Raw genomic sequence first — 23934 nt, forward strand, 5'->3', positions numbered from 1 at the left:
CCCCCAGTAGTACGGTAGACAATAACGCAGCAGTGGACAACGCACCCGGCGACAGCACCCCCGAGTAAGCCACGACCACCAAAAGGCTCAGAGCATGAAAGGGCGGGGATACCAGACGGTATCCCCACCCTTTTACCATCCCCGGCTTGCGACCGAGGGCCACTCACATATTACTCAGCAGATTCCTGCTTCGCCTTTGAACGGCCACGCAGGTACTCGATAATAACCGGCACCACAGAAACCGCCACAATAATCACAGCAATGTACTCAATGTTGTTGTGTACGAACGGGATACCGCCTAGCAGCACACCCGCCAGACCAATCAAACCAATCCACGCAACCGCGCCAACAACATTCCACAGGTGGAACTTCTTACGGTCGTACGAAGAAATACCAGCCGCAAGAGACACAAAAGTACGAACAATCGGCACGAAACGACCTAGAACCAGAGCCAAACTACCGCGCTTCTGGAAGAACTCCTCAGTAGTGTGCAGGTTCTTGGTGCTCAGAATCTTCGCGTCATCCTTGAAGATCTTACGGCCGTAACGGGCACCAATCTGGTAGCCAACCTCAGCGCCAGCAATAGCAACCAGCACCAGGACCGGGAACGCCACCCACAGGGACAGGCCCATCTGCTCATGCAGCATACCCAGAGCAAAAATCAGGGAGTCACCCGGAAGAATCGGGAAAAGAACACCGGACTCAATAAATACGATAATTGCCGAAACTACCAGAACCCATGGGCCGGTATCGAGCAGGAACTGCTCAAGGTCGAGGCCCAAGAGCGCAACCGGAAGATGCGCCAAAGCGGTGGCAAGAAAAGTCATGAAAAATCCTGAACTGTGAGTGGACCGCACGCACGGCTCGGCGGCGGAGTAACATCAGCATAGAAAGCGTACCTATGGCGAACATTGTGCAAAACTATGCGGAGGCTGTGTATTACTGGCACAATTCTACCGGTATTTACGCCGGATGCACGGGTGAGCGAGGCTAAATCTCTGCGCCTGCATGGCGAAACAACCCGAGGTGACGCGACGCTCGCGTGCCTCCCCAATAAATGACCATCCGCAGAGCCGGAGGATACGGGGTGTGACATGATGGAAAGAGAGCACGGCGCGTCGCGGCGTACCGATTGACCCAACCACCCACCGTTGGAGAGAACCATGAACCCCCAGCAGCCAGCTTCCAGCCCCGCCAATCTCCTGTACACGGATCCCCTGCACGCTGAAGCCCGCGAAGTGTTGCGCCGCCTCACCGGCATCGCTCATGCCGAGTTCCACGACGACCAGTACGAGGCGATTCGCGCCCTGGTAGCCGACCGCGCCCGCACCCTCGTCGTGCAGCGTACCGGCTGGGGTAAGTCTGCGGTCTACTTCATTTCTTCCCTGCTGTTGCGTGCCCGCAGTATGGGCCCGGCTCTTATTGTCTCCCCGCTGCTTTCCCTCATGCGTGATCAGGTTGAGGCGGCATCCCGCGCGGGAGTGCGCGCCGCCATGGTGAACTCCGCGAACGTCACCGAATGGGATGAAATCCGCACCCGCCTCGAAGCTAACGAGCTCGACGTGCTCCTGGTGGGCCCTGAACGCCTCAATAACCCGGCGTTCCGCGAGCAGTGGCTACCGTACCTGCTGCCGCGTCTGGGGCTGCTCGTTATTGATGAGGCACACTGTATTTCTGACTGGGGCCATGATTTCCGCCCCGATTACCGCCGTATAGGTTCGCTCATTAGATCTCTGCCGGCGGGTGTGCCGGTGCTGGCGACTACCGCAACCGCGAATAACCGCGTTAGCAGCGATATCGCCGAACAACTCAGCACTGATGCCACCGCACCCGTACATGTGCTGCGCGGCCCGCTGTCCCGCGAGTCCCTGCGTCTGGGTGTTCTGACCCTGCCTCATGAGGCGCAACGCATCGGTTGGCTACTCACGCACCTGAACAGCCTGCCCGGTTCGGGCATTATCTACACGTTGACTGTCTCTGCGGCAGAAGATACCGCAAATGCTCTGCGTGCCAGTGGCTACGAGGTGCGAGCCTACACCGGTAAAACTGACCCGGATGAGCGGCTGGTTGCAGAGCAGGCACTCAAGGAAAACAGAGTGAAGGCTCTGGTTGCGACGAGTGCCCTCGGTATGGGTTTTGATAAGCCTGATTTGGGTTTTGTTGTACACCTGGGTGCGCCGTCGTCTGCGGTGAGCTACTACCAGCAGATTGGCCGCGCCGGACGAGGTGCCGTTAACGCTGATGTTCTGCTTCTGCCCGGTCGTGAAGACCGCGCCATTTGGGAGTATTTTGCAACCGCCTCCATGCCGAATAAGGAGCAGGCGCTGGCGGTGCTGGAGACCCTCGCCCAGTCCCCGGAGGGGTTGAGCATTACCGCGTTGGAGGCACGCGTTCAGTTGCGTCGCTCCACCCTGGAGCTTCTGCTGAAGGTGCTGGACGTTGAGGGTGCCGCCGTGAAGGAAGGCAACTATTGGCGTCGAACCTCTTCGCCGTGGCAGTACGATAGTGCCCGTTATGCGGCGGTGGTGCAGGCGCGTGTGGTGGAGCAGAACGCCATGCTCGAGTATGAACGCACTAGTCAGTGTCGTATGCTTTTCCTGGCGCAGCAACTTGATGATGCTTCCGCGACTGTTTGCGGTCGTTGTGATGTGTGTGCGGGCCCCTGGTACCCGATTGAAGTTCCTGCTGAGGCGCAGCAGGCGGCGCAGAGCAGTTTCAATAGGGTGGGTGTGCCCCTGCAACCGCGCCGTATGTGGCCGAGCGGGCTGGATCAGCTGATGGGTGCGGATGCGCCGCGCGGTCGTTTGTCTAAGGACGAGCAGGCTGAATCCGGTTACGCTTTGGCGCGTCTGAGCGACATGGGGTACGGTACTCGTCTGCGTGAGCTTCTGGCGACGAATGAGCTGGGTGAGCCGGTTGATTTTGAGGTTCCTGCCGAGCTGGGTCGTGCTTGTGTGAAGGTGCTTGCTACTTGGGAGTGGGCTGAGGCGGGTCGTCCGGTGGCGGTATTGACGCTGCCTTCGCCGGTGCGTCCCCGTTTGGCTCAGTCTCTGGGTAGGGGCCTTGCGTCGGTGGGTCGCCTGGTGGATTTGGGTCAGGTGTCTCTGGCGGGGGAACCGCGTTTCTTTGGTGGTAATAGTGCGTTCCGGTGTGCGGATGTGTTGCGCTCGTACCGGGTGCCTGCAGAGGTGCTGGACTATGTGCGTGAGCATCGGTGCCCTGTTCTGCTGGTTTCTGATGCGGTGGATTCGCGGTGGGCGTTTACGGCTGTGGCGCGTGAGCTACGGTTGGCGGGTGCTTCTGCGGTGTATCCTTTCTCTTTGGCTGCTACCCATTAGTTGCGCCCATTATCGTTTATTTATTCCCCGACGAGGTTGTATGTCATATTCGGAATATTCAAAATTGACGGTTACAGACGGTTCTTCCGCCGTGCTCAGCGATATTCCCGCTCGCGCCGAACATAGCGAGTGGATGCTCCGCGCCCTCGCCGAGGGTGTCGCCGCAGGTGAGCGTGGTGAGATCCCTATCGGTGCTGTGGTGGTGGATGAGCAGGGTGTCATTATTGGTTCGGCAGGCAATACCCGCGAGCGGGAGCATGACCCCAGTGCCCATGCGGAGGTGAACGCGATTCGTCAGGCGGCGGCACATCGTGGTCAGTGGCGCCTGGACGGGTGTACGCTCGTCGTGACAGTTGAGCCGTGCCTGATGTGTGCCGGCACGATCCTCGCGTCGCGCGTTTCGACGGTGGTTTTTGGAGCCTGGGAGGAGAAGACGGGGGCTGCTGGCAGTCGTTACGATGTACTGCGTGACGGCAAGGTTGCGCCGGTTCCCGAGGTGTATGCGGGGGTGCGTGCTGATGAGTGTGCGCAGCTGATGGTGGACTTCTTTAAGGAACGCCGCCCCTGACGTTCCCTAAGCTTTACCCCTAAAAGATGGTTTGTATAACGCGAAAAGTCGCGTAGAGATTGCGTGGCTTTTCGCGTTATTTGTACGAAAAGCCCCATTTATTTGAAAAATACTTCAAAAATTTCAAAAATAACCCCTGTTTTTCAAGAAAAGCCCACCACATCACACATAACCGGGTCTACCATATATAGGATATAGGCATTGGAGCCTCCGCGCTGTCCGCGCCTAACGTCCAACACCCCGCGCGGTGCCCGCGGATGACTTCCAGAAACTCACCTAAACCATCCATTCTCTGAGGGGATCTAACCGTGTTAAGCGTTGACAATATTTGGGCGAAAGGGCGCCACACTCCGCTTTTTGACCGCACCACCTTCTCAGTGGGCGAGGGTGAAGTCATTATTGTTCAGGCGGATAGCCAGTTGGAGCGTACCTCTCTCTCGTTGGCGCTGACTGGTCGCCTTCCCCTGTCCGGCGGAACGATTAGCTGGAGCGAAGGCGATGATGACCCTCGCCGTATTTCGATGAAGCGTCTGCGTGCTCTCAGCAGCGTGGTGGACTCTCCTGATGTGACCGCTCCTGAGCAACATATGCGCGTACACGATTATGTGTCGGAGATGCTCTCCTATAACCTGCCGATTTTTGGTCGTTCCCGTGCGAGCCGCTGGTTGGCCGAGCGCGGTCTTGAGGACCTGGACGGCCTGTGGATGGATGAGATCAGCGGCGAGATGAATGTTGAGCTGATGGCTGCTTTGGCGCAGCATAGCCCCTCTGATTTGCTGGTTTTTGATACTCCTTCCCGTCACCTGAACCACACGTACATGTGGCTTCCTGTCCTCGAGAAGCTTGCTAGTGACGAGGAGCATCCGCGTACCGTGGTGGCAATTGTGCCTCATATTTCGGAGTCCTGGCGGGGTGCTCGTGCTGTGGTGGGTAGTGTTCACATGGATCAGGACGGTGAGTTCGAGTTGGCGGAGGAGCCCGTGGAAGAGCAACCCGAGACGGAAGAGCTAACTGAGACTGAACCCGTGATTGATGTGATTGAGGTGCGTGAGGTGGAGGAAATCCCCTTGACCTCTTCGATTCCCCTCACCCTGGCGGCATCCGGCACTTCCGGAGCCGTTCAGACCGCTGAATCTAAGACTGATAACCAGAAGACCGGCAACCAGAAAACTGTTGCCCAGAAGACCGCTGAGAAGGAGTAAGAATGACTGTTCTGCGTGTTGCACTCGTTGAGCTGAAGCGCCTGACCAGCGGTGTTTTGCCGGTTCTGGTGCTCATCGCGATGTCCTGTATTCCGCTGCTGTACGGCGCCCTGTACCTGTACGGCAACTGGGATGCTTACGGCCATGTGAATGGCATTGTGGGTGCCTTGGTGGTTGAGGATGAAGGCGCGACGGATTCTGAGGGTCAGCAGGTGAATACCGGTGCGGACGTGAAGAAGAACCTTCTAGACGCTGGCACGTTTGATTGGCGTCAGGTGCAGACTCGCACTGAGGCTGTTGAGGGCGTGGAGAACGGCACCTATGACTTTGCGATGGTGATTCCGAAGGACTTCTCCCGTAATTTGCAGAGTGCCGGTTCGTTCAAGCCTGATGCTGACGGCAAGACGGGCACTATTGATGCGCGTTCGGCGGGTATTGAGGTCATTACGAATGACGCGAACAACTATGTGCTGACGAATATTGTCACGAAGGCGGGCACTGCGGTGCGTGATTCGGTGGCTGAGAAGGTCGGTAATTCTACGGCGAATTCGCTGTTGGCTAGCTTCACGACTATTCATTCGAAGATGAGTGAGGCTGCTGATGGTGCGTCGAAGGTGAATAGCGGCACGGTGAAGCTGGCGGATGCTATCACTCAGCTGAAGGACGGCACTGCCACGGTGAATGATGGTGCCGTGAAGCTGAAGGACGGTACTTCCTCCTTGGCTGATGGTCAGTCCCAGTTGTTGGATGGTCAGAAGCAGTTGGCGGAGGGTGCTGCGAAGCTTGCTGATGGTGTTTCGACTTTGGATTCGGGTGCCGAGAAGCTGGATTCTGGTGCTGCGAAGCTTGCTGATGGTGCTTCGAGTTTGAAGGATGGTTCGTCAACTTTGGCTTCGGCTGCGGCGTCTGCTTCTGATGGTGCGGAGAAGTTGAAGGATGGTTCGGCTACCCTTGTTGAGGGTACTGCGAGCTTGAAGAGTGGTTCGGCTTCGGTGGCGAAGGGCGCGAATGATTTGGCGTCTGGTATTCATCAGTTGCGTGCCGGCATAGATCAGGCGGGTATTCGTGAGTTGCCGGCCGAGTTGAACACGATGTGCATGCACCTGCATGAGACGGATACTTCTGCCGGTAGCGGCGATTTTGGTCGTGATTTGTCGAATACTGTGGTGTCTGCGAGTGCGCAGAAGGTACGTACTCAGGTGACTCCGCTGGTTGAGGCGGGTACGTTGACTCAGGAGCAGGCTGATCAGCTGGTGTCTGCTGTCGATTCTGAGAAGACGAAGAATGAGGTTGCTGAGCTAAATCAGAAGGCTCTGCAGTCGCACCTGGCTACTCGTGATGCTGCCGCTGCTGATGCCCTGTCAAAGTTGGGCGCATTGAAGTCGAGCCATTGTATTTCTGATGGTTCGTCGTCGACTGCGGTGAAGATTCAAACTTTGGTGACTGGCGTGGATTCGCTGGATTCTGGTGCTTCGTCGTTGGCGAAGGGCGCTTCGTCGCTGGCTGAGGGTGCTGCTCGTGTGGATGCTGGCGCGTCCTCGTTGGCGTCGGGTTCGGCGAGCCTGGCTGATGGTAATTCCAAGATTGCTTCGGGTGCTTCGAGCCTTGCGAGTGGTTCTGCGACTTTGTCTGGTGGTGCTTCTGAGCTGAAGGAGGGTACTGATTCTTTGAAGAGCGGTACTGCCGAGCTGAAGGATGGTAGCGGTACTTTGGCGCAGAAGGAGCAGTCTGCGGTTGAGGGTCAGCAGAAGTTGGCTGATGGTGCGAATGAGCTGAAGGATGGTGCGTCGCAGCTTTCTAACGGTACGGCGAAGCTGTCTGATGGTTCTACTCAGCTGAATGATGGTGCTTCCGAGTTGAAGGATGGTACTTCGTCGCTGGAGAGCGGCCTGGCTTCTGGTGCTAAGCAGGTTCCGAGCCTTGCGCCGACTGATCAGGCGAAGGTTGCGGATACGATGTCGAACCCTGTGACTTTGTCGCAGGAGTCGCTGGCGTCGGGCCGTAACTATGGTGAGGGCATGGGCCCGTTCTTCATGTGCTTGGCGTTGTGGATTGGCGGCTTAATGCTGGTTCAGACGTTGCGTGTGATGAATAACCGTGCGCTGGCTTCGCATGCTCCGTCGATTCGTGTGATGCTCGGTAGCTGGATGCCGTTTGGCTTGGTGGGTATTGCGCAGGCGACTTTGATGTTTGCGGTGATTAAGTTTGGTTTGGGCTTTGAGATGGCTCATCCGTGGCTGGTATGGCTGTTCCTCTGCTATGTGGCTTTGGTCTTTACCGGTTTCATTCATGGTCTGACGGTGATTTTGGGTGCGCCGGGTAAGTTGGTGGCCTTGGTCATTCTGATTCTGCAGTTGATTACTGCGGGCGGAACGATGCCGTATGAGACTCTGCCTGATTCGATTCGTTGGATGCATGATTTCTTCCCGATGGGTTATGCGGTGACGGGTACGCGTCGTCTGGCGTATGGCATTAATGAGTCGAGCCTGTGGGGCATTATGCTGGTTTTGACGCTGTGGGGTTTGGCTGGTCTGGTGTTGGGTTACCTTGGTACCCGCCGTGATCGTACGTGGTCGTTGAAGAAGCTCGCCCCGGAGATTGAGGTATAAGGCGCCTTGTTAGCTCGCGCAGCGGAATACTGTCTAATAAAATAGAGGTATATCTGCAAAAAGGGAGGGAGGACTTCTGATGTTGCAGCGCCCAGTCGCTGAAGCTGCAAGTCGTCGTCCCGGCCGTACTGCTAGAACTCAGTTGAAGTTGTTCAATGCTGCTATGGAGATTATGACCCAGAAGGGGCTTGAGTACGCCACTGTTGAAGAGGTGGCGGCCCGGGCGGGTGTTTCTAAGGGGACCGTGTATTACAATTTCGGTTCTAAGAAGACCATGGTGGATCAGCTTGTTCAGTACGGCACGCAGTTGCTGCTGAGCGATGCGCGTCGTGCGGCGTCGGTTCATTCTGATCCGCGTGAGGCGTTGCGGAGTGCTATTCGTGCCGCTTTCCAGTATCTTGAGGACCGTCCGGGTTTTACTCGGATGTGGCTTGCGGAGGCGTGGAAGGGCGCGGATGGTTGGACTGAGGCAATGAGCGATAACCGTTTGGATCTTCTGAATTATTTGGAGGAGATGACGGAGGCTGTGGCTCGCCGCTATACGGTTGATACCGCTCAGAATCCTCGTGCGATTGCGATCTCTATGTTCGGCGCGATTTATATGCTTGCTATGGATCGTGAAGTGCATCAGGCGGAGCGCAATGCTGAGGATGCAACGCGTGCTGTCATGCTAGTTGTAGATGGGTATATCCGTCATTAGGCAGACCTGTTGGGGTCTGCAGATGTAGCCGGGACTTCGGTGTCGGGTGTCGAAAAGGGCACGGTGAAAGGGACCGTGAAGAGGGCGACACCCGGCTGCCGTACGCGGTTTTTCTTGCCCTCCTGTTGGGGGTGTGCTATAGTTTTCCACAGTTGGTGGTGTGTCCGAGCGGCCGAAGGTGCATCACTCGAAATGATGTTTGGTGTAAAAGCCAACGGGGGTTCAAATCCCTCCACCACCGCACCAACGAAAACCCGTCGAGATTTGTCTCGGCGGGTTTTTGCATGTCTGGCTTGTTCTGGGGTGGCGTTGGTGAGTGTCTATATGGCGGTATTTTGCTCTGGTTTATGGGGTGTGTGCCACTTCGGGGGCTTTACCGATGATTGCTGATTTGGGGGTGGGTAGAATCGTATTATGCGTATTAAGATTCTTGACCACCCGCTGGTCTCTCACAAGATTAGTGTTCTGCGTGATAAGAACACTCCGTCCCCGATTTTCCGTCAGCTGGTTGATGAGCTGGTGACCCTTCTCGCCTATGAGGCGACTCGCGAGATCCGCGTGGAAGAGATTGAGGTTGTGACTCCGGTGGCGACCACTACCGGTGTTCGTATTGCTGATCCTAGGCCGCTGGTTGTTCCGATTCTGCGTGCTGGTTTGGGTATGCTGGAGGGTATGACTCGCATGGTTCCGACCGCTGAGGTGGGTTTCCTGGGTATGGCTCGTAATGAGGAGACCCTAGACATTGTGACGTATGCGGAGCGTCTGCCTGAGGATTTGACTGGCCGTCAGGTGTACCTGTTGGATCCGATGTTGGCTACCGGTGGCACTTTGATTGAGGCTATTAAGTTCCTGCGCAAGCGTGGTGCTGAGTCTGTGACCTGTGTATGCTTGATTGCCGCTCCTGAGGGCATTGCTGCTCTGGAGAAGGGCGTTGCTGGTATGGAGAATGTTGATCTGTTCTTGGCTACTCGTGATGAGCGTCTGAACGAGAAAGCGTACATTATTCCGGGTCTGGGCGATGCTGGTGATCGCCTGTACGGTCTGGCTGAGTAGTCTTTCAGTATAATTCACGTGATATGAATAGGGCGCCTCTGCATATGTATGTGTGGAGGCGCTTCGCTATGTCTTATGGGTGTTTGGGTGGTTGAGTGCCGCAGTGTGGCGGTGCGTGTCTAATGCGTCCGGGGCTTGGGTGGCGATGGTACTGCTAGGGGGTCGGCGTGGGGTTTTGAGACACCCCTGCTATTATATGACGAGGAACACAATGGAGCACTAGAGGGGTGCATTAAAACTTCAAGTATATTCACAGCCTCACATGAAAATACAGAGTGATACCAGTAGATAAAAGAAGCTGTGAATATTTATAAGGGAAAAATACTGAAAGCTTCAGGCGGTTCCTGAAACCTCCCAAAATGGGGGAAAGATATTGTACTCTTCTCATCCATAAAGATGAATCCACTATGTTGAATCCGCTTGATTTATCCGTCAAATAGGAGAAATATTAAGTAAGAGGATTGAGACTCGAACAGGTATTGGGGACTGTTTGACTCTGCGTCGCTTCCGGCGCACCCCACACCACGTACGACTGGGATCCCGTACACAGACTTTGAGAGAAGGTTGAACCATGTCAGGTGCTGTACCTGGATATGTCCACATCTCCCAGCGCGGTCGTGCCGCTAAGCGTCAGGTCGTGCAGCCCCAGCGCCCCGCTGTGCAGGCCGCAACGTTGCGTCCGATGACATTTTCAGCCAGTGATTCTGCCCATAGGCAGGCTCAGGAAAATGAGGCACGCGGCTTCGTGCTCTACGTGGGTTTGAACGAAGAACTTGCTGCCGCGAACGGCACCTCACTGGTGCGTATCGTTCAGGACTTGCGTACTTATGCACACCATCTGGCTCCCGAGTCGGAGTCGTATGCCGCCGTGGCGTTGGCTCCGGTGAACGCTGAGGGTAGCGACCTTGAGGTGGTGCGTAACGCGTTGGGCGATCCGACCGCAATGTATATGCATCCGGAGGCAAATGCCGCCCGCGAGGCAGAGGCTACGAATAGCCACTCCTCGGGTGTATTGATTGATTTGGCGCGCCGCGAGGTGTTCCTGGACGGTGAGCCGCTCATGCTGACCTTCAAGGAATTCGAGTTGCTGGCACACCTGGTGGAGAACTCATCCCGCACCGTGGGTCGTGAGGAGCTGCTGAAGGCCCTATGGAGTTCGGGCGATGAGCATCCGCATGAGCGTACGATTGACGTGCATATCCGTCGTCTGCGTTCGAAGCTGGGTCGCCTGTCGGGTACCGTGCGTACGGTGCGCGGCCAGGGTTACCGTTTCTTTGAGCACCCCGAGGTTGTCGTCTGGGCTGCTCCGGAATACTCGATTTAGTTTTTAGCGTGCACCCCGGTGTGCTGGCGTGATGCCGGCGCGCCGGGGTTTACTTGTGCCCACCTTGTGGGTGTTAGTGCGCGTGCTGTAGCGGCGTACGGGACGTTCCGGTGCCCTCTAGCTAGAATGGGTGTATGGCTGAAAATTCTTCCAACACTGCATCTGGCTCGCACCGCCGCGAGGTTAAGCGTCTGATTATTATGCGCCATGCGGAGGCTGATTGGGGTCTGAATGATTTTGATCGTCCGCTGACGAAGCGCGGTCATGAGCAGGCTGCCGCCGCTGGTGCTTGGTTGGCTTCTCGCGGTTATATTCCGGAGCAGATTGTGTCGTCATCGGCATTGCGTACTCGACAGACGACGACTTGGGTTTCGGATGGTTTGGGGGCGAAGGCGCCTACCGCTCATTTGGATGAGGGGCTGTATGAGGTGTCTGCGTCCCGTATTATTGCGCGCATTAACAGTGTTTCGGAGAATGTTCATTCTCTGATGATGGTGTCGCATCTGCCCGGTGTGCAGGATGCAGCGCAGCGTTTGATGAGCCCGGATTCTGACCTGAATGCGTCCATGGATGTGTACTACGGTTTCCCGCCCTCTTCCATCGCGGTGTTTGAGGTGCTGGGGGAGTGGGCTCTACTTGATGGCGCGGATGCGCGCCTCGTGGACTTCAAGAGCTTCTAGGTTTCGTGCCTGTAAGGGTAAAGTAAAAGCCCCGTACCGGTTGGTACGGGGCTTTTGCGGCGGAGACGGGGGGATTTGAACCCCCGGTCGAGTTTAACCCCGACCCTTCATTAGCAGTGAAGTCCATTCGGCCGCTCTGGCACGTCTCCACGGTGCGCTCGTGAGCGCATCCCTATAAGAATATAGGCTGTTTTGCGCTTGGTCAATTTGACCCATGCTTTGGGGATATTTCTGAGTGTGTGTTGCTCTATAGGGCGGACTATGGATTGTAGGCTTTGAGGCTTATATGCATCTTCGATAGACTGCTGCTGTCCGACCGATAAATGGAGGACGTCTCTGGCGTGTGATTTTTCCATACAGCGTTGCCAGAGTTGTCTTATGTACTCAACGAAATGAGAAATCATGTCTGAAAACCCCAACAACCCCCAGCCCCAGTTCAACCAGGACCCCCAGTTTAGCCAGCAGGCACCCCAGTTCAATCAGCAGGCTCCTTACGGTGTGCCCGTTCAGAGCCCTGAGCAGCAGGCTCAGGCGAAGAAGGCAAAGACTCTGTCGATTGTTTCTTTGGTGAGCGGTATTGTGAGCTTGTTCCTCTTTGGTTACATCCTTGGTGCTGTGGCTATTGTGACCGGCCGCCTGGCTATGAACAACCCTGAGTTGAAGAATCGCGGTATGGCTATTGCCGGTACTATTCTGGGTGCCGTCGGCATTGTGTTGCTGATTGCTCTGAGGATTCTTGTAAAGTCCTAGGGTTGAAGCTACCCACTGTAACCTTATGATTTGAGGGAGCCTGAGTGTACTCCATGTGTACGTGGGCTTTTGTGTGCCTCGTCAGTTTTCTAGTTTGTGCATTATGGTGCATATATCTCTAGAATGACGAATTTGTTTGTACCTACCTCATCGATAGGTTAGGGTGAATTAGGTTTAATGCATACCATTCACGCGAAAGAAGGATCATATGTCCCAGAATCCGCAGGACTCTAACTTCTACGACTACAACCCGGAATACGGCAACCTGAACCAGCAGAACGCTCAGAACGGCCAGTATGGCCAGCAGCAGTACCAGCAGCCTGGCCAGTACGGCCAGCCCATGATGGTCCCCGTCGGCATTGTTCAGAAGACCCCTGAACAGCTCGCGGGTGAGAAGGCTGCTCAGACCTCCATGGTGCTGGGCATTATCGGCCTGGTCTGCAACTTCATCGTCAGCTGGTGGTCGTTCGGTCTGCCCTCCTTGATCCTGGGTGTTATTGGTATCTTCAAGGCGAACGAGGCAGAGCGCTACGGCGCGGCTGCTTCGGCTGGTCGCATCATGAGCTGGATTAACGCAGTTATTGGTGGTCTGTACTTGCTTTTCCTTGGAGGTTTTGTACTGCTGGGGCTTATCGGTATTGCAGGTGCTGCTTCTTCCTCGTCCAGCCACTTTGTTGAGCTGGCTAGCACCCTGGCATTCTTCTAAAAACTTCCGCCCTCACTGGAAGGTATGTAAAGAGCCCCGTTCCTCAATGTGAGGAGCGGGGCTCTTGATGTCCACACTGGAGCAGAAGCTAAAACGCGGATGGTAAGGGATTTGAACCCTTGAGACGGGGTTACCGCCTACTGGTTTTCAAGACCAGCTCCTTCGGCCGCTCGGACAACCATCCATATGCGCCAGAGACCGGCATTTTATGGCAATACCGTGCCGCAGGGCACTACGAGATTATCTCATGAGATAAGCTTTCTGTAAATCGCGCACCAATGATGGTGCTTCCGGCAATGAGGAGGACCCATGAGAGCAATTATTGAGAACAGTCACGGTGGACCTGAGGTTCTGGCAATCAGCGAAGTCCCCACCCCCGTACCCCGATCCCACGAAGTTCTCATCCGCATTCACGCTGCTGGAATCAACCGCGCCGACGCCCTGCAACGCCGTGGATTCTACCCGCCGCCCGCCGGTGCGAGTGCGATCTACGGCCTCGAAGTGGCAGGTGTGATTGAAGCTGTTGGTGATGGCGTCTCAGTTGAGAATCGCGGAACGTCAGTCATGGCGCTACTCACTGGAGGCGGCTACGCCGACTACGTGACCGTACCAATCGACCACGTGTTGCCCGTACCCGAACAGCTGAGCTTCGCCGAAGCCGCCGGTATTCCCGAAGTCGCGGCAACTGTCTACTCGAACCTGGTGCTCACCTGCGGTATGAGCATGAACCCCGCCGAAAACCTTAAGGAAGACGGCGAACCCGCGGTGGTGCTCATTCACGGTGGCACCGGCGGTATCGGTGTGCACGCTATTCAGCTGGCGCTCGCCGCGGGTACCCGTGTGTTTGCGACCGTAAGTACCGAGGAAAAAGCAGAATATGTGCGCTCACTAGGTGCTGAACCGATCATTTATACCGAATATTCGTTCTGTGAAGTTCTGTTGACTGAAACCGGCGGACGCGGCGCCGATTATATCCTCGATGTGGTGGGTGGGAAGTACCTGGATGATAACCTGCACACCCTAGCCGACGGTGGGTGCCTGTGCATTATCGGTCTCATGGGTGGCGCTAAAGCAGAAGTTAATCTGGGTTACATGCTCACCCGCCGCCTGTCGGTGCACGCCACGAGCCTGCGCACTCGTTCGGATCAGCAGAAGGCTGAGATTCTGCGCGGTGTACGCGAACACGTGCTGCCGTTGATTGAATCCGGCAGGGTTGGCGTGGGCCTGGATCGTATTTTCGATATGGAGGAGGCGGCTGCCGCCCACGAATACTTCGACTCGGGTCAGCATTGCGGCAAGATTGTACTGCGCATGGTCTAGAAGCCGCTGTGCTCCCCCCGGTGCCGTTTCAGGTCGGTGCCGCGGGGAGTGTCGCGTGAGGGGAGAGATGAAAATCTGGGTTCGAAATAATCAGCTGACTGCTGACAGCTCGTCACTAAAAGAGATTTAGGGTAACCTAAGTATAAGGAGGTTTGCGGATCGCTGCAGGGCCCATCGTTGGCAGCCTCCACTGACCAACAAACACGGCACACACACCACGCAGAGGAGGACATATGGGACTTAAAAGCTACCTGCAATCGCGCCGCGACGACGCCGAACTCGGCAAAGGCATCTGGCGCCGATCCCACGACCGGTTCATTCGCGGCATTGACCGCTTCCACCAGGTCCTCGAACGCCTAGCGGCAACCGATTCGTCCACCTCCATGATTGAACTCATTGTGCCGGACGCAAACGCTCTCGCCGACCTCATCCCGCGCGTGCGTGCCGTCGTTATGGAAGCGCACCGCCTCGCCCCCAGCGACGGCGATATTCCCGCCTCCCCATTCGGCACCTACTCCGACCTAAATCGCGCCCTATCCAAAGCTGGTAATGCCGTGGCCCTCTGCGCCGAAGCGCTCGCCATGGCACGCTGCTTCGGCAATTGTGCGAGTGCATGCGACCGCCAGGTGAGCGTGCACCGCCGCGTAGAAACCGTCATCCAGCACATTGAGGATGCAGAACGCCTGATTCAGCGTGCCCAGGAGGAAGCTGCTGGCGAGCTGACCTTTGATGACGGAATCCCCGTCGGCCGCACCCAACTGGTTGAGGCATAACACAGGGCCTAAATTGCGATCAACAGGTGAGTTAGTTTGATGTGCACCTCAGCAGACGATAGGCTTAAAGAAGAGGTGTAGGACACTTCTTATGCGGTTCCGTCACAATGGAGGTGGCGACACAATGCGATGGTACGCGCGGAAGAACCGCAGACTTTTTCCTGCCCCTCTACGGCACAATCCAATGTATATACAATTCACGGAAGAAGTCACACACCATGTTTGAATTCCATCGCAATGAGCGTGCGCGTCAGCTGCGCCCCAGCCTCTCACGCTCCTGGCTCCTAGTGCGCGCCAACTCAACCGAAGAAGTTTTTGAAGAGGCCTTCAAATCCGAGGCTGACTCCATCATTATCGACCTGGAAGACGGTTGCCCCGCCGAAGAGAAGGACGCAGCCCGAGAACAGGTCGTTCGTATGCTCAACTCCGGTGTGGTCGCATGGGTGCGAATCAACGCCATCACCACCGAACACTGGTGGAAGGACGTCAAGGCTCTCAAGAACGTGAAAGGTCTGCGAGGCGTCATGCTCGCCACCGCAGAGCACGCCACCGACATCGACCGCACTGCTGCCGAACTGCCCGCCGGTACCCCTATTATTGCGCTGATTGAGTCCGCACTCGGTGTGCACCACTCGGTGGATATTGCCCGCGCTATCGGTACCTTCCGCCTCGCATTCGGTGCGGGTGACTACCGCCGCGATACCGGTTCTTCCGCAACCCCCATGGCACTGGCCTACGTGCGTTCGCAGCTGGTGATTGCCTCCACTCTGGGTGGTCTTCCCGGCCCCATTGACGGCCCGACCCTCGGCGCGTATGGTGGTGACCTCTCCAAGGCATGCGGCTACGCGAACGACCACGGCATGACCGGTAAGATCACCTTGGATATCCGCCAGGCGGAGACCATCAACGCGGCGTTCTCCCCCAGCGAGATCGAGATCGAAGAAGCACACCAGATGCTAGACGTGCCCCTCGACGGCCCCCGCGACGGATCCTACCTGCCGCGTTACCTGCGTGCAAAGAAGGTCAAGGAACTCGCCAAGGTGTACGGCCTGTGGGGCAAGACCGACAGCGACTTCCAGCGTGCCTCCAAGTAAGGTGCTGGCGTAAAGTATACGCATAAAAAGCCGCGCATCCGAGCCCTGAACGGGGAATCGGACGCGCGGCTTTTGTCTGCCTAAAACCTCACGAGGATACAGTCTGGCGGGCTGCCGGTCAGTAGCCTAGTTGCGGGGTGATTTGCCGCCGGTCAGCGCATGAGCGCACACGTACGAAGTCACCAAAGAAATCACAATCGGTACCATGAACGTGGTGTCATTCTCATACACGGAGCGGTAGAAGAACCACACTGCCAGAGAAACGACCAGCGCCAACACATACACCAGAGTAAAACGTGTAGTCGGGCTCATTGGGCGTGCAGAGCCAGCGGAGGTGCGACCTGCCTGCGGGCGGCCCCTCTGGCGCTTAGTGGATGTGGATCGAGAAGACATGAGAATCTCCTAAAGTTCGACGGTGACATCTTCGAGAAAACAACATCTCTCAGATGCTAAAAACCGCCGCAACATACCGGAAACCGGCATGCGTTACGGCGGATGTGGAGCCTCCAGTGGGATTTGAACCCACGACCTTTTCTTTACGAGGGAAATGCTCTACCCCTGAGCTATAGAGGCGCATATGCTTCCGTTCTCAACTGCCCGAAAGCAACCGGCGAACAGTGCATACCCCGCAATAGTACCAAAAAAGGCGGGGGAGAGGCTAATTACTTTCAGCACCGGGCCCGCAGCTGAGAGCAGGCGGCAGAGCGGCTATGGTGTGCACTGCATTCACTCCGCAAACCCGCCCGAAGATAGGGAAAGTTCAGGGCAGGGGCATACAATAAAGCCTATACCCACGGCGGCCGACAGCACTTCACAGTGCACATCAACCACAGATTGATTACCCATAGGCCAGCCCGCCACCCGTAGAGAGAGGAACCCCCATGACTTCACCCCTCAACCGTCGTACCCTGCTGCTGGGCGTAGTGCCCGCCGCCGCACTGGGACTGAGCGCATGCGGTTCCAGCTCCTCCCAGTCCTCCGCATCGGCGTCTGCGAGTGGTTCGGCGAGCGCATCTGCAAGCACCGCCGCTACCTCGGCAAGCGCATCCGCGAGTGCTTCGGCATCTGCTGACCCCTCGGCTACTGCTTCGACAACCGCCGATGACGGCTACGTCGGCTACCGCCTCAATCGCGAAGTACCCGGTGCAGGCACCGCAACCCTGTACACCGACTACCAGTGCCCCTACTGCGCTAAGGCAGAACCTAAGTTTGAAGAAGCCGCCAAGAAGCTTGACGGTGTGCTGAACGTGACCGTGCGTCACATGCCGCTGAACATGCACGCCAACGCCGTACCCGCAGCGCTCGCCGTGGAGGCCGCCGAAGCGCAGGGTAAGCACGTTGAAATGGCGAACAAGCTCTTCGCCGCCCAGAACGACTGGAAGAACATCAAAGAACGCGATAAGCTGCGCACCCTCTTCAATGACTACGCCAAGGAACTGGGCCTGAATACCGAAGAATTCGACAAGGCTCTGCTCGACTCCAACACCGTCAAGCCCGTTCAGCGCGACTACGAGCACGCAGTGAAGATTGGTGTGAAGGGCACCCCCACCTTCGCCGTGAACGATAAGGTCGTTGAAGGACTGGACTCCTCTTCCTCGGTGGATGACCTGGTCAGCACCTTCAAGCGTGAAGCTGGCGTGAAGTAGTGGCACATATTCAGCTCTCTGGTGGTCAGCGCGCCGAAATCCACCCCGACGGGTTCAGCGACCACGGATACGTCCTCGAAATCGGTGGCGCCGAGCAGTCCCACGTGGATGTGCAGAACCCCGACTACGTGTTCTACGAGTACCTGCGCCGCATCGCAAACACTGTGGATGTGCTTGCACCTGCCGGTGAACCCATCACTGCCGCCCACCTGGGCGCCGGTGCGCTCACCCTTGTGCGTTATATTCAGGCGACCCGCCCCGGCTCCCGCCAGATTGCCGTGGATATTGAGCCCGAGCTCATGGGCTTCGTGACGGATCGCCTGCCGCTACCCGCAGGTACCGACTGCCAGCTGGTGGTCGGTGACGCCCGCGAGCAGCTGGCAAACCTGCTCGAACTGCTGGGCGTGCCCGGCTTCGATGCGATTATCCTCGATATCTTCACCGGCATGGACGCGCCCGCCCACCTGACGAACCGCGACTTCTACCGCGAACTCAAGGACGCCCTGAGTGAGCGCGGTATGGTTGCCATCAACGTGGGTGACGATGCGGGTCTGCCCTTCTTCCAGCTGCAGGCAATCGCCATGCTGGAAGTCTTCGATCACGTGTGGTGTCTGTGCGAAAGCTCCATGATCAGCGGGCAGAACGAGGGCAACCTTGTGCTGGTTGGTACCTCCCGTAAGCTGGACGAGGACACCCAAGACCGGCTGTACGCCCTGGGCCCGCATCCGGCGGAGGTGCTCACCACCGATGAGCTGCGCGACCTGCTGGAACAACTGGCTGAGAGCTAAACCGAACATACAAAACCGTTGAGGCGGGTACCTAGCTAGGTACCCGCCTCAACGGTTTTCTCTATGAGTTTTCTATAGGGGTTTTTCTATACGCCGCGCGCCGGTGGAATTTTGGTTTTTACTCAGGTAGCGGCATGGGAACGGGGTCCTTGCCGTCACCCTTCTGTGGAGGAGAACTACCCTTCGTGGTGGTGAGCGTAATGCCTATGCTCGCGGTCATCAGCAGGAAAATCGGCACCCAACGAATCGGGCCGGTCTTCTGATTCAGCAGCGCCCAACCGGCAATCGCCGCAATAGAAGAAGCCATTCATCAGACCGAAAATGATGACGGCACGCCACTGCTCCTTCGACCAGGACAGCGTACCCGGCGGCGTTTCGCCGCCGCGGCGGGTATGTCAATGCGCCGCCAACCACACGGTGCTACCCACCACAATGGAAGCAATCGTCAGGCGGCTGACGGTAATAGCCAGCGCGCCAAACAGCGGAAAGAGCGTCATCGCGAACGTGGCACCGAATTGCAGTGACAAGCAGGATATCAACGCAAATATGACGCCCAGAGCGGGGCGTTGAGATGAAGTATGCGGCATGATTCTCCTTCCTGCGTCTTCGAAGGAGGCGGTGTATCTCTTAAGGTGTACAGGTGAGGTATCGATTTGGGCGGGGGCACGAACCTGACCAGCCCAGTTAAGCAGATAAAGAGTGCACCCCCGGGCAGCACGAGATACTATCCCACTCGTTACCCGGGGGTGCTAGAAACCGTTGATACGCTCAAAATCTCAGCAGGTTAGAGGCCCTTTGTCTCACGGTCAGCCTTAATCTGGCTGGCTGATGGGAGTGTAATGGAACTGGTTGCCATCTGTGCAATATCCACTGCGTGTGCATCCACCGCACCGGGCAGGTATCGATCGGAATCCTCGAAAGTACCCTCCTCCTGCGCCTTCTTTTGCGCACGAGCGTGAGAAATTGAAATGCCGATACTCGCAGCCACCAGCAGAGCAATAGCAGCCCAACGAACCAGACCGGTCGCCTCACCAAGCATCACAATACCCACAGCCGCCGCAATTGCAGGCTCCAGGGACAGTACAACACTGTAAATGTGTGCAGGGAGCAGACGCAGGGAAGAAACCTCACCCAGTGCCGGCAGGGCAGAAGCCAGCAGACCCATCACGCAGCCAATAGCTAGCAGGTTCACATCCTGGGTAACCTTCAGCAGGTTATTGCCGCTAATCAAGAATGGGAACGGCATAACCAGTAGGGTAGAGACAACGTTACCCATGACCATGCCGCCCATGCCCGGGATGAGCGCGCCCACCTTCTCCGTCGCCAGAATATAGGCGGCACGAGAAACAGCGGTCAGGACCGAGAAAAGCACGCCCATCAGGGCGAAATCTTCAGGCTTAGCCTGGGACTCGGCCGTCAGAATCGCCATGCCCGTAAAGGACAATGCAATCCACACCAGGTCCAGCTTGCGGCGCGACATAACCGTCGCCAGAACCAGCGGGCCCATGAACTCAATTGCCACCGCAATCGCCAGCGGAACCTGCTCAATCGCCACATAGAAGAACGCATTTGCACCGGTCAGGGCGATACCAAGGACAATGACCGTCATCCACTGTTGGCGGGTCCACGAACGAATCTGTGGACGGAAGAACGCCCACAGGAGGACAGAAGAAGTCAGCAGGCGCAGAGCCACCACGCCCCAGGGACCCAAATCGCCCATCAGCTGCTTGGCGAGAGCCGCACCGAACTGCGCGGAAATAATCGCGCCGGTCGCGTACGCAACACCCAGCCCCTGAGTCGCCAGGGGAGAACGCGCAGCATTGGGCGTATGGGTGGAAGAAGTCATAGCAATCCTTATTAGTTCAGAAGAGGTGTCAGTCGCTATCTGTTATCAGGCGCGACCCAAATCTCCGTGAAACAGGTCACGCACTATGCAAACAATGAATAGTGTGTAATCTACGACAATTTTACGCGCTTTAAAATCCGACGCAAATAGAGACCAAAACACCTTAACAAGCGGTCAAAAAAACACACGCCCTCGGTGAAATTTCATCCCTACACCCCACCACAGGCCCCATATTCAGGAAATATTCACCAAGCCATGATTTACTGAGAGCATGCTTGACCCGAAGAAGTCTCTATTTGATAAAGACGGTAACCCCCGTCCCGCGCTAACCACCACCCTCGACAACGTACTGCGTATGCAACGACCGCTCGCGCTGTCCATCGTCAAAAAACTGCGTGAAGCGCACCCCGACGAAACCCCCGAACAAATCCACAAGCGACTCGACCGCACCTACCTGCGTGACATCACCGCCATCGGTGGCGTCACCGGCGCATCCGCATTCGTGCCCGGCGTCGGTACCGTCACCTCCATGAGCCTGTTCGCGCTAGCAGTCGGCGGTTATCTCGAACGCACTGCACTCTACGCCCAGGCCGTCGCAGAACTGCACGGCGTGCACGTACGCGACGCCGAAACCGCCCGCTCCATGGTCATGGCAATCATGCTCGGTGAAGAAGGCTCCCAGCTCATGAATACTGTGCTGCTGCAAACTGGTAAAGCAAGCGGCGTCTCCAACAAATGGGGCATGCTGCTTGGCAACTCCTCCAGCGGCAAGATGTTCAGCGTCGAACGCACCATCCGCAACCTGTTCATCCGCCGATTCCTCACCCGCCAGACCGGCGCACTGCTCGGCCGTGCCCTACCCTTCGGCGTGGGCGCAGTCGTTGGCGGCGGCGCAAACCTGGCGCTTGGCAAGGACGTTGTACGCAACACCCGCCGTGCTTTCGGCAATGCACCCGCGTACTTCCCCTCAGAGCTCATGATTACCCCACGTGCACCCCGTGTGCAGGATAGCTCCGAAGACACCTCAACCGGCGTGGCTGGCTACCTGCTCAAAGGCGTCAAGGACGCAGGTAAGGTAGCTGGCAAGGTCTTCACCCGCGGCAAGGATCACGATACCGAAACCGGCCGCCGCCGCATGCTCGGCCGCTAAACCCGCTGGCCAGCAGAACAAAGCAAAGACCCAATACACTGAAGACCCCGGATCCCTAAGGGAACCGGGGTCTTCAGTTTTTAATCCTTCGCTACGGACTAAGCGTTCTTCGCGTGATCCAGCAGCTGAGCCGCAATACCGTTATAAGTGTGCGGAGTCAGAGTCGACAGACGTGCCTCAGCCTCGGGAGAGAGGCCCAACGTAGCCACGAACTCCGTCAGGCGAGCGGCATCCACGCGGTGGCCGCGAGTCAGCTCCTTCAGGCGCTCATACGGGTTCTCCATGCCGGGAACACCCGCGATAGCCTCAGCACGCATCACCATCTGGATCGCCTCAGCCAGGACTTCCCAATTCGCATCCAGATCAGCCGAAATAACCTCGGTTGCAATATCCAGACGCTCAAGACCCTTCACCACATTGGAGATAGCCAGCACCGAGTGACCAAATGCCACACCAATATTGCGCTGTGCTGAGGAGTCCGTCAGGTCACGCTGCCAACGAGAAGTCACCAGGGTCGAACCCAGCGAATCCAGCAGAGCGTTGGAGAGCTCCAGGTTAGCCTCCGCATTCTCAAAGCGAATCGGGTTCACCTTGTGCGGCATGGTCGACGAACCGGTTGCACCAGCCACCGGAATCTGGCGGAAGAAACCAATCGAAATGTAGCTCCACACATCGGTGCAGAGGTTGTGCAGCACGCGGTTGAAATGAGCGATATCCGAGTATAGCTCAGCCTGCCAGTCGTGTGACTCGATCTGGGTGGTCAGCGGGTTCCAGGTCAGGCCCAGGTGCTCCACAAAACCACGAGAAACATCCTGCCAATCAGCGTCAGGAACCGACGCATAGTGAGCAGCGTAGGTGCCGGTCGCACCATTAATCTTGCCCAGGAACTCGGTTGCAGCAACGTGCTTCACCTGGCGCTTCAGACGGTACGCGAGCACGCCCAGCTCCTTACCCAGGGTGGAGGGAGTTGCAGGCTGACCGTGAGTACGGCACAGCATCGGCACGTTGCGGCCTTCCTCAGCCAGCTTAAGCAGCACCTCAATCAGGTTCTCAGCGGCAGGAACCCACACGTTCTCAACAGCATCCTTGATGCCCAGCGCGTAGGCGAGGTTGTTAATGTCCTCGGAGGTGCAACCGAAGTGAACCAGCGGCACCAGGTGCCCCAGACCCAGACCCTCCAGACGGCGGCCAATGTAGTATTCGACAGCCTTCACATCGTGAACGGTGACTGCCTCAATCTCTGCCAGCTCAGCGACAGAATCAGCATCAAAATCAGTGACAATCGCGCGCAGACCGTTCTTCTGCTTACCGGTGAGCGGGGACAGGCCCGGAAGAATCGAATGCTCGCACAGGTAGATGAACCACTCAACCTCAACGTGAATGCGATCGCGGTTCAGAGCGGCCTCAGAAAGGTAGTTGGTCAGGGGTGCGGTGGCGGATGCGTAGCGTCCATCCAGAGGGCCCAGCGCAAGGTCGCCGGTGCCCAGGTCGATACGGCCAGAAGGCAAAAAGGTGTTATTGATGTGAGACATAACTCTATTTTTGCACGAATCCGCCGAAAAAAAGAGGTGGGCAGAGTACATAGACGTGATGGGCGGTTCGGTTAGTTGCAGAAATATGACAAAACGAGGTGCGGCGGAAGGGGCATTTTTCGGGTTTTGAAGCGGCAAAATGTGCGAATTTTTGAAACATGCCTGAGTTATCCACAGGTTAGCGTACTCAGCCTGCACGGTCACCGCGGCAGATTTAGCCTAAAACAAACCCGCCGCGAAAGGACACACCATGAACGCCATCGTCGACACCGCACCACCTCCCGTACTCCAACTGCCCCGGATCGAACCAACCGATATCCTCCGCGCAGCAGGACACATGGGCATCGGCACCGCAGCCGGCCACACCCTCGCCACTCAGCTCATGGCTGCCGCCGCGCTCGCCCGAGCCAAAGGCGCAGAACTCTCCCACAGGATGCGCACCGAAGCCCAAGAAATCCGCATCGCACACCAACACGCCAACGAACTCAACGGCAACCACTGGGTATCCGAAGCCGGACGCGCCTACCGGCGACAACTCCAAGAACACCGCGAAAAAGTCCGCAACCAAGCTGAACAAGCCGAAGGTGCCGCTGCCATGATTGCCGCCGCTGGTGAAGAACTCGCCAACGACCTCACTGCCAAAGCGCAGGAAATCCAAGCCGCCGCCTCCGTAGTAGATAACCTACTCGGAAAACTCGCTGATAGCGCCGCCGACCTCCTCGAAAAGCTCGACCCCGGCGAAATCATAGCCCGCTCAGGCGTACAAAAAGCCCAGTCAACGCTGAATTTGCTCATGCACGTGAACCTGCCCGACGGGCTGAGCTCGCTTATCTGAACCCACTCACCTCACCCTAG

22 protein-coding genes and 4 tRNA genes are annotated in these 23934 nt (G+C 57.0%); 18 read left to right on the plus strand and 8 right to left on the minus strand.

Annotated features, from left to right (window positions below):
- Nucleotides 1-170: 170 nt before the first annotated feature.
- Nucleotides 171-827 carry a DedA family protein gene (locus O3648_RS01480; protein ID WP_254756501.1) on the minus strand — a complete coding sequence of 219 codons (657 nt, stop codon included), beginning with the start codon at nucleotides 825-827 and terminating at the stop codon, nucleotides 171-173.
- A 336-nt stretch (nucleotides 828-1163) separates the two neighbouring features.
- Between O3648_RS01480 and O3648_RS01485 the strand changes: the two genes are divergently transcribed.
- From O3648_RS01485 to O3648_RS01525, 9 genes are all read left to right on the plus strand, one after another.
- A complete protein-coding gene (locus O3648_RS01485) occupies nucleotides 1164-3338 on the plus strand; it encodes a RecQ family ATP-dependent DNA helicase (protein ID WP_279754534.1) in 2175 nt (724 codons plus the stop codon).
- Nucleotides 3339-3378: 40 nt separating this feature from the next.
- Complete coding sequence (locus O3648_RS01490) at nucleotides 3379-3906, plus strand: nucleoside deaminase (protein WP_279741033.1); 528 nt, start codon at nucleotides 3379-3381, stop codon at nucleotides 3904-3906.
- A 308-nt stretch (nucleotides 3907-4214) separates the two neighbouring features.
- On the plus strand, nucleotides 4215-5108 hold the full coding sequence (locus O3648_RS01495) for a multidrug ABC transporter ATPase (RefSeq protein ID WP_279754536.1): 894 nt from the start codon (nucleotides 4215-4217) through the stop codon (nucleotides 5106-5108).
- A gap of 2 nt (nucleotides 5109-5110) precedes the next feature.
- A complete protein-coding gene (locus O3648_RS01500) occupies nucleotides 5111-7717 on the plus strand; it encodes a YhgE/Pip family protein (protein WP_371567985.1) in 2607 nt (868 codons plus the stop codon).
- A gap of 79 nt (nucleotides 7718-7796) precedes the next feature.
- Nucleotides 7797-8417 (plus strand): TetR/AcrR family transcriptional regulator, encoded by a 621-nt coding sequence (locus O3648_RS01505; RefSeq protein ID WP_279741030.1) that lies wholly within the window; start codon nucleotides 7797-7799, stop codon nucleotides 8415-8417.
- 154 nt (nucleotides 8418-8571) lie between these two features.
- A tRNA-Ser gene (locus tag O3648_RS01510) sits at nucleotides 8572-8658 on the plus strand.
- A 173-nt stretch (nucleotides 8659-8831) separates the two neighbouring features.
- Complete coding sequence (gene upp / locus O3648_RS01515) at nucleotides 8832-9470, plus strand: uracil phosphoribosyltransferase (protein ID WP_371567988.1); 639 nt, start codon at nucleotides 8832-8834, stop codon at nucleotides 9468-9470.
- 571 nt (nucleotides 9471-10041) lie between these two features.
- On the plus strand, nucleotides 10042-10794 hold the full coding sequence (locus O3648_RS01520) for a winged helix-turn-helix domain-containing protein (protein ID WP_279741026.1): 753 nt from the start codon (nucleotides 10042-10044) through the stop codon (nucleotides 10792-10794).
- A 134-nt stretch (nucleotides 10795-10928) separates the two neighbouring features.
- A complete protein-coding gene (locus O3648_RS01525) occupies nucleotides 10929-11474 on the plus strand; it encodes a histidine phosphatase family protein (protein WP_279741025.1) in 546 nt (181 codons plus the stop codon).
- A 60-nt stretch (nucleotides 11475-11534) separates the two neighbouring features.
- Here O3648_RS01525 and O3648_RS01530 read toward each other — a convergent pair.
- A tRNA-Ser gene (locus O3648_RS01530) sits at nucleotides 11535-11623 on the minus strand.
- Between the two features lie 253 nt (nucleotides 11624-11876).
- Between O3648_RS01530 and O3648_RS01535 the strand changes: the two genes are divergently transcribed.
- Both O3648_RS01535 and O3648_RS01540 read left to right on the plus strand, forming a co-directional pair.
- Nucleotides 11877-12224, plus strand: coding sequence for a DUF4190 domain-containing protein (locus O3648_RS01535; RefSeq protein WP_279754538.1), 348 nt, complete (start codon nucleotides 11877-11879; stop codon nucleotides 12222-12224).
- A gap of 208 nt (nucleotides 12225-12432) precedes the next feature.
- Nucleotides 12433-12930, plus strand: coding sequence for a DUF4190 domain-containing protein (locus O3648_RS01540; protein WP_279788354.1), 498 nt, complete (start codon nucleotides 12433-12435; stop codon nucleotides 12928-12930).
- 96 nt (nucleotides 12931-13026) lie between these two features.
- On the opposite strand, the gene O3648_RS01545 is transcribed toward O3648_RS01540, so the two are convergent.
- A tRNA-Ser gene (locus O3648_RS01545) sits at nucleotides 13027-13114 on the minus strand.
- A 125-nt stretch (nucleotides 13115-13239) separates the two neighbouring features.
- On the opposite strand from O3648_RS01545, the gene O3648_RS01550 reads away from it, so the two are divergent.
- The 3 genes from O3648_RS01550 (at nucleotide 13240) to O3648_RS01560 (ending at nucleotide 16117) form a co-directional block, all read left to right on the plus strand.
- Nucleotides 13240-14250: an NAD(P)H-quinone oxidoreductase gene (locus O3648_RS01550; protein ID WP_371567992.1), complete on the plus strand. Its 1011-nt coding sequence runs from the start codon at nucleotides 13240-13242 to the stop codon at nucleotides 14248-14250.
- Between the two features lie 233 nt (nucleotides 14251-14483).
- A complete protein-coding gene (locus O3648_RS01555) occupies nucleotides 14484-15023 on the plus strand; it encodes a dehydrogenase (RefSeq protein ID WP_371567995.1) in 540 nt (179 codons plus the stop codon).
- A gap of 218 nt (nucleotides 15024-15241) precedes the next feature.
- Complete coding sequence (locus tag O3648_RS01560) at nucleotides 15242-16117, plus strand: CoA ester lyase (RefSeq protein WP_279741016.1); 876 nt, start codon at nucleotides 15242-15244, stop codon at nucleotides 16115-16117.
- Between the two features lie 126 nt (nucleotides 16118-16243).
- Here the strand turns inward: O3648_RS01560 and O3648_RS01565 are convergent, their stop codons facing one another.
- Both O3648_RS01565 and O3648_RS01570 read right to left on the minus strand, forming a co-directional pair.
- Nucleotides 16244-16510 carry a hypothetical protein gene (locus O3648_RS01565; protein ID WP_279741015.1) on the minus strand — a complete coding sequence of 89 codons (267 nt, stop codon included), beginning with the start codon at nucleotides 16508-16510 and terminating at the stop codon, nucleotides 16244-16246.
- Between the two features lie 105 nt (nucleotides 16511-16615).
- A tRNA-Thr gene (locus O3648_RS01570) sits at nucleotides 16616-16690 on the minus strand.
- 308 nt (nucleotides 16691-16998) lie between these two features.
- Here O3648_RS01570 and O3648_RS01575 point away from each other — a divergent pair.
- The gene (locus O3648_RS01575; protein WP_371567999.1) at nucleotides 16999-17763 is read left to right on the plus strand and encodes a DsbA family protein; all 765 of its coding nucleotides are present in this window, start codon (nucleotides 16999-17001) and stop codon (nucleotides 17761-17763) included.
- On the plus strand, nucleotides 17763-18551 hold the full coding sequence (locus tag O3648_RS01580; RefSeq protein ID WP_279754548.1) for a fused MFS/spermidine synthase: 789 nt from the start codon (nucleotides 17763-17765) through the stop codon (nucleotides 18549-18551). Before O3648_RS01575 ends, O3648_RS01580 begins: the two co-directional genes overlap by 1 nt.
- 118 nt (nucleotides 18552-18669) lie before the next feature.
- Here O3648_RS01580 and O3648_RS01585 read toward each other — a convergent pair whose 3' ends face one another.
- Both O3648_RS01585 and O3648_RS01590 read right to left on the minus strand, forming a co-directional pair.
- Complete coding sequence (locus tag O3648_RS01585) at nucleotides 18670-18858, minus strand: hypothetical protein (protein WP_279741010.1); 189 nt, start codon at nucleotides 18856-18858, stop codon at nucleotides 18670-18672.
- A gap of 477 nt (nucleotides 18859-19335) precedes the next feature.
- Nucleotides 19336-20397, minus strand: a complete 1062-nt coding sequence (locus O3648_RS01590) for a DMT family transporter (RefSeq protein WP_371568002.1) — start codon at nucleotides 20395-20397, stop codon at nucleotides 19336-19338.
- Between the two features lie 271 nt (nucleotides 20398-20668).
- Here O3648_RS01590 and O3648_RS01595 point away from each other — a divergent pair, with 271 nt between their 5' ends.
- On the plus strand, nucleotides 20669-21547 hold the full coding sequence (locus tag O3648_RS01595) for a di- and tripeptidase (RefSeq protein WP_371568005.1): 879 nt from the start codon (nucleotides 20669-20671) through the stop codon (nucleotides 21545-21547).
- A 98-nt stretch (nucleotides 21548-21645) separates the two neighbouring features.
- On the opposite strand, the gene purB is transcribed toward O3648_RS01595, so the two are convergent.
- Nucleotides 21646-23079, minus strand: a complete 1434-nt coding sequence (purB, locus tag O3648_RS01600) for an adenylosuccinate lyase (RefSeq protein ID WP_371568006.1) — start codon at nucleotides 23077-23079, stop codon at nucleotides 21646-21648.
- Nucleotides 23080-23329: 250 nt separating this feature from the next.
- Here purB and O3648_RS01605 point away from each other — a divergent pair, with 250 nt between their 5' ends.
- The gene (locus O3648_RS01605; protein WP_279741002.1) at nucleotides 23330-23914 is read left to right on the plus strand and encodes an ABC transporter substrate-binding protein; all 585 of its coding nucleotides are present in this window, start codon (nucleotides 23330-23332) and stop codon (nucleotides 23912-23914) included.
- Nucleotides 23915-23934: the final 20 nt, after the last annotated feature.

This window comes from Rothia sp. 27098_8_161, assembly GCF_041432905.1.
Lineage (GTDB): Bacteria > Actinomycetota > Actinomycetes > Actinomycetales > Micrococcaceae > Rothia.

Bases quoted from the DNA above. Each gene is read 5' to 3' on its own strand.
- O3648_RS01525 (WP_279741025.1), top strand. From the start codon at position 10,929: ATGGCTGAAAATTCTTCCAACACTGCATCTGGCTCGCACCGCCGCGAG.
- O3648_RS01520 (WP_279741026.1), top strand. From the start codon at position 10,042: ATGTCAGGTGCTGTACCTGGATATGTCCACATCTCCCAGCGCGGTCGT.
- O3648_RS01595 (WP_371568005.1), top strand. From the start codon at position 20,669: ATGCTTGACCCGAAGAAGTCTCTATTTGATAAAGACGGTAACCCCCGT.
- O3648_RS01555 (WP_371567995.1), top strand. From the start codon at position 14,484: ATGGGACTTAAAAGCTACCTGCAATCGCGCCGCGACGACGCCGAACTC.
- O3648_RS01565 (WP_279741015.1), bottom strand. From the start codon at position 16,510: ATGTCTTCTCGATCCACATCCACTAAGCGCCAGAGGGGCCGCCCGCAG.
- O3648_RS01540 (WP_279788354.1), top strand. From the start codon at position 12,433: ATGTCCCAGAATCCGCAGGACTCTAACTTCTACGACTACAACCCGGAA.
- O3648_RS01560 (WP_279741016.1), top strand. From the start codon at position 15,242: ATGTTTGAATTCCATCGCAATGAGCGTGCGCGTCAGCTGCGCCCCAGC.
- O3648_RS01585 (WP_279741010.1), bottom strand. From the start codon at position 18,858: ATGGCTTCTTCTATTGCGGCGATTGCCGGTTGGGCGCTGCTGAATCAG.
- O3648_RS01575 (WP_371567999.1), top strand. From the start codon at position 16,999: ATGACTTCACCCCTCAACCGTCGTACCCTGCTGCTGGGCGTAGTGCCC.
- O3648_RS01490 (WP_279741033.1), top strand. From the start codon at position 3,379: ATGTCATATTCGGAATATTCAAAATTGACGGTTACAGACGGTTCTTCC.
- purB (WP_371568006.1), bottom strand. From the start codon at position 23,079: ATGTCTCACATCAATAACACCTTTTTGCCTTCTGGCCGTATCGACCTG.
- O3648_RS01485 (WP_279754534.1), top strand. From the start codon at position 1,164: ATGAACCCCCAGCAGCCAGCTTCCAGCCCCGCCAATCTCCTGTACACG.
- upp (WP_371567988.1), top strand. From the start codon at position 8,832: ATGCGTATTAAGATTCTTGACCACCCGCTGGTCTCTCACAAGATTAGT.
- O3648_RS01550 (WP_371567992.1), top strand. From the start codon at position 13,240: ATGAGAGCAATTATTGAGAACAGTCACGGTGGACCTGAGGTTCTGGCA.
- O3648_RS01590 (WP_371568002.1), bottom strand. From the start codon at position 20,397: ATGACTTCTTCCACCCATACGCCCAATGCTGCGCGTTCTCCCCTGGCG.
- O3648_RS01480 (WP_254756501.1), bottom strand. From the start codon at position 827: ATGACTTTTCTTGCCACCGCTTTGGCGCATCTTCCGGTTGCGCTCTTG.
- O3648_RS01535 (WP_279754538.1), top strand. From the start codon at position 11,877: ATGTCTGAAAACCCCAACAACCCCCAGCCCCAGTTCAACCAGGACCCC.
- O3648_RS01500 (WP_371567985.1), top strand. From the start codon at position 5,111: ATGACTGTTCTGCGTGTTGCACTCGTTGAGCTGAAGCGCCTGACCAGC.
- O3648_RS01505 (WP_279741030.1), top strand. From the start codon at position 7,797: ATGTTGCAGCGCCCAGTCGCTGAAGCTGCAAGTCGTCGTCCCGGCCGT.
- O3648_RS01605 (WP_279741002.1), top strand. From the start codon at position 23,330: ATGAACGCCATCGTCGACACCGCACCACCTCCCGTACTCCAACTGCCC.